Here is a 4,584-nt window from a genome sequence, read left to right on the forward strand (position 1 = left end):
TAGCGATGCCTACTATCTGCCGCCGGTAGACAAGGTCTACATGCCGCCGATTACGCGGTTCCAGAACCCGCCAAATTTTTACGGGGTTTGGGCCCATGAACTGGGCCATGCCACAAAGGCGCGCCATCGCTTGAACCGCGACTACGGTCTTTCGCGGTTTGGCAACACAGCCTATGCGCGCGAGGAGATCGTGGCCGAGCTCACGTCCTGCTTTCTGGGGCAGGAACTTGGGTTCACGTCGCATACGCTCGAGATGAATGCCGCTTACCTCTACAACTGGCTGCGGGTGCTACGCTCGGACAAGCAGGCGATTTTCAAGCACGCGGCCGATGCGCAGCGCGCCTGTGAGTACCTTATCGCGCGATCGGAGGCGGGCAGGGCAGAGGAGGTCGACCAGGCCGCTTGAGGGGATGTGTGTCGGCAAAGGGAAAGCAGGCTTTGGGAAGGGTGTTTCAAACTTCTCGAAGGACAGACCCATGACCAACGCAGCACAGCCTCTGACAGACCGCCCAGACCCCGCCGTAATCGCCGCTCAGAATGACGCTTTCCGCAAGCTCGCCTGCCTCGGGATAGCACCAGAGGCGCCCATCCAAGGCCGGATGCATGTGACCCGCTCGCTCATGGAGGCGGGGGACGGTTTCATGGCCGAGGCGGTGAATGTCACGGGGGCGTTCGACACATTCGAACCCGAGAATGACCCGGAGGGCTGGCATGATTTCGGGGCGGTCGAGATCCAGGGTGAAACCGTATTCTGGAAAATTGATCTCTATGAGGCAGATTCCGATTTTCGCTACGGTGCCGAGGCCCCGGATAACCCGGAAACCACCATTCGCGTGCTGACCATCATGATGGCGCGCGACTGGTAGAAGGGCAGGGGACTCCTCCCCCTGACATCCGAGACGATGAAGGCCCACTGACCCCTCAAAGGGAGAGTGGGCCTTTTGTCGTGGTGATCCCTGAAGCCGGGGATTGGTCACGCGCGTGAGCGCGCGGGCCACACCTCACCCTCCTGGAAGGATATCCCATGACCACAAGCTTTGCTCCCCTTACCGTCGCTATCGGCGATCTCGTCCCGCATCCCGCCAATGTGCGCAGCAACGCGCCGGAAACCTATGACCCCGAGAACATCGCCCATCTGAAGGCCAGTATCGCTGTGCTGGGCCTGCTCCAGCCGCTCCTGGTCCAGAAGCTTGACGGCAAATATGCTGTCCTCGCCGGTGGCCGGCGCCATGCCGCGCTGAAGGAGCTGGTCGCGGACAAGGCCGCGAAGGGCTTCACCGCCAAGACCAAGGTCGAGTGCCGCCTCGTGCCGGAGGATTGCGATGTGACCACGGCGCTGTCGCTCGCCGAGAACATCACCCAGGCGCCGATGAATGCCATCGACGAGTTCGAGGCCTTCGCGCGGATGATGGAGGTCGACGGCCAGACGCCTGAGACCATCGCAAAGACTTTCGGCACGACCGTTGCCGCCGTGAAAGGCCGGTTGCGCTACGGGCTGATCCACCCCGATATCCGCGCCGCCGCTCGGGCGAAGACGATCACGCTCGACACGATGAAGGCCTTTGCCGAGCATCCGAGCCAGGAGGTTCAGCGCGAGGTCTATGAGGCGCTCACCAAGGAAGACAGCTATCTGCAGGCCTATACCGTCCGGCAAGCGCTCAAATCCCGCGGCGTGCAGGTCAGCGACGATATCGGAGCCTTCGTGCGCGCGGACTACGAGGCGCGTGGCGGTGCCGTCGCGGCTGACCTTCTGGAAGAGCATTCCGTGCTCGAGGATGCGGCGCTGGTCGAGACCATCCTGCTCGAGAAGCTCGGGGTCGCCGCCGAGGAGGCTCGCGCAAAACTGGGCTTTGCCTGGGCGGATGCGATGGTCCGCTACGATTACGCGACCATGGCGGACTATGGCCGGGTCTATCCCGGCCCGATCGAGCCGGATGAGGCTGCCCAGAAGCGCATCGATGAGATCACCGCCGAGCTTGAGCAACTGCAACTCGAGATGGAAGATGAGGGGCTCGACGACGGTGCCTACAACGCCCTTTACGACCGCGTCGACGCTCTGGAAGAGGAAGCCCGCGACCTGCAGGAGGCCTATAGCGCCGAGGATCTCGCCCGTGCAGGCGTGATCGCGTCCTGGTCCAACGGGCAGGTGACGCTCCATGTGGGCCTCTTGCGCCCGGAGGACATCGTGAAAGAAGAGGGCGCGCGCGCCGCCTCAGCCAACACGACCGGGGAGGAAGCCCCCGACGCCGGCGAGATCACCTATCCGGCTTCGCTGGCCGAGGATCTCAAGACCGAACGTGCGATGGCCCTTGGCGCCGCGATGGCGTTGCAGCCCGAGGCCACGCTCGATCTGACCCTCTTCAAGCTGGTCAGCGACGTTCTGGACAGCGGCATGAGTGTCACGCAGGCGATCAAGATCGATGCCCGCAAGGAATACCGCAGCCACGCCAAGATGGACGAGATCGACGGCACGTCGCTCGAGCAGGTGGCCGCAGCCCACGATGTGCTCGATCTGACGTGGCTCGATGAGGCCCGGTCCCCAGCCGATCAGTTCGCGGCGTTTCGCGCGCTCGAGGCAGGGGAGAAGGCCAAGCTCGTCGCCTATGCCACAGCAAGCACCACGCAGTCCTGCTTTGCGCGGGACTCTCGGCGCGACAGCCTGATGCATGATTTCGAGATCGAGATCATGCCCGACATTCGTGCACATTGGACGCCGAACGCGGCGCTGTTCAACCGCCTCAAGAAGGCCTGGCTCCTGAAAATCCTCGGCGAAGATCTGGGTCTGGCCCAGGAGGCGGTGACGCTGGCCTCGTCGAGCAAGAAGGAGATCGTCGCCTTCTGCGACAAGCTCTTCGCCGAACCCTTCGCCACGCTCACCGACGCGCAGCGTGCTGCCGTGGCCACCTGGTGCCCGCCGATGATGCAGACCGCCGGTGTCGCCTGTGATGAGACGGCGCCCATTGCGGAAACCCCGGAGCCTGACAGCGAGGTCGCGCAAGCGGCCTGAGCCATCACGCGGTCCGCGCGAGGCATTCCGCCCGCGCGGGTCGACCCTCCCACACCGAACAGAAAGACATCCCCATGGCTATTCTCAAGTTCTCCGCGTCCGCTGTCGCGGCGCAGATCGGCCTTGCGCGCGGCTGCAAGACATTCCTGCCCAACTGGAATGGACCCGTGGACAGGCCCGCCCTGATCCTGATCGTCGGCAATGGCGTGCATCTGCGCTCGAACGGCATTGATGACACAACAACCCGCATCGTCACGACTGAGCAGGCGGATCCCTCCTTCGCCTTCGCCGATGGCATGAACCCGTTTCGGGACACCGACTGGATGGCGCAGCGCCGCATGGCGTTTCGCGATCTGACCGGGCAGTTCTACACGGACATCCTGGACGACGTTCAAGTGCTCATCGACCGGGGGCAGGGCACGATCCGGCTCGCCACGGATGGCCACAGCATCCGCGTCTTCGTGCGCCGCGCAGCGGATTATCTCATCGGCGGAGCCTATGACGTGCCCTCTGGTCTCGGGGGTACCTTCCGAGTCATCCTCAAGGACGCCTGTGACACGTTCGCGATCGTGCAGAACTGCGGCAATTGCGAGGATTTCGACGCCATGCAGCCCTATCGCGTGCCGCTCGATGCGCTCATGGAGCTCGATGATCGGAGGGCGGCATAGTGGGATGGCTCTTTTACACCGACCGCCGAGTCCAGACCTACGCGGATGAGAAAGCGGAAATCACACGGCTCTGTACCTTCGAGACCGACATCCGAAAGACAGAACCGCTCAAGGCCTGCAAGGTGGGGTCGACCTGGTACACGGCAGCGAGGGTCACAAACCTCCACGGATCTTCGGTCGAGGATGCGACCTATGTCACTGACGCCGATGGCTCCATCACCTTCGGTGCCGTATTCCTCACCCGATACGACGACGGCTGCTGGGGTTACAAGGACATGGAGGAAAGCGCTGGTCCCGTCGAGTCCCGCGCGCCACTCAACCTCCTCGCCCTGCTGTCCGAACTCAAGGACCCCGACAGCTATGCCCATGCCTGGCGCCGGCGCTGCCGGGACTGGGCGGCGATTCCGGACTACCAGGAAGGTGACAGGATCAAACTCGCCGCGCCCGTGACGCTCTCCGACGGCAGCACCTGCCAGATCGTCACCGTGACCCACTACAGGCGCGGTCGCTCGAGACGCCGCTGTTACCGCATCGAGGAAACCGGCGGTCTCGTGCGCCTGTCGAAAGCCTCGCTTACTGGATCGGTGCTCCTCAGCTCCGCAAAGGGCGCGGCCAGCCCGGTGTTGGCGGAGTTCCTGGCGGGGTAGGAGGATTGAACGACTGGACCATCAAGCACCGGCGCTTCCTTCGAGACCTCTCTGCTCTTACAAAGTGTAGAGGGGGCTTTTTGTCTTTTGGAACTCAGACCCTGATCCAAAGGACAAACCCCATGGCCAAGCCAACCCCAACAAACCCAGTTCTTAACGTCTCCGATCCCGATCTTTCCACCGCTCTGAGGCAGGTGGGAGCGGAGATTGATCACCAGCCCCTGCGCAGTTCGGCGCTTGCCCATATCATGCGGGAGGCGTT

5 protein-coding genes are annotated in these 4,584 nt (G+C 63.2%); all 5 read left to right on the top strand.

Going from position 1 to position 4,584, the window contains the following annotated elements; genetic code table 11:
- Positions 1-406 (top strand): zincin-like metallopeptidase domain-containing protein (locus TA5113_RS17305; RefSeq protein WP_258953947.1); only part of this gene is annotated, 406 nt, incomplete at its 5' end.
- A gap of 70 nt (positions 407-476) precedes the next feature.
- Positions 477-866 carry a DUF3768 domain-containing protein gene (locus tag TA5113_RS16570; protein WP_058314146.1) on the top strand — a complete coding sequence of 130 codons (390 nt, stop codon included), beginning with the start codon at positions 477-479 and terminating at the stop codon, positions 864-866.
- A 158-nt stretch (positions 867-1,024) separates the two neighbouring features.
- Positions 1,025-3,007, top strand: a complete 1,983-nt coding sequence (locus TA5113_RS16575; RefSeq protein ID WP_058314147.1) for a ParB/RepB/Spo0J family partition protein — start codon at positions 1,025-1,027, stop codon at positions 3,005-3,007.
- Between the two features lie 74 nt (positions 3,008-3,081).
- Positions 3,082-3,675 (top strand): hypothetical protein, encoded by a 594-nt coding sequence (locus TA5113_RS16580; protein WP_058314148.1) that lies wholly within the window; start codon positions 3,082-3,084, stop codon positions 3,673-3,675.
- Positions 3,675-4,322 (top strand): DUF6927 domain-containing protein, encoded by a 648-nt coding sequence (locus TA5113_RS16585; protein ID WP_058314149.1) that lies wholly within the window; start codon positions 3,675-3,677, stop codon positions 4,320-4,322. Before TA5113_RS16580 ends, TA5113_RS16585 begins: the two co-directional genes overlap by 1 nt.
- The last annotated feature ends 262 nt before the right edge of the window (positions 4,323-4,584 follow it).

Origin of the sequence: Cognatishimia activa, from assembly GCF_001458335.1 — a bacterium.
Classification (GTDB): Bacteria; Pseudomonadota; Alphaproteobacteria; order Rhodobacterales; family Rhodobacteraceae; genus Cognatishimia; species Cognatishimia activa.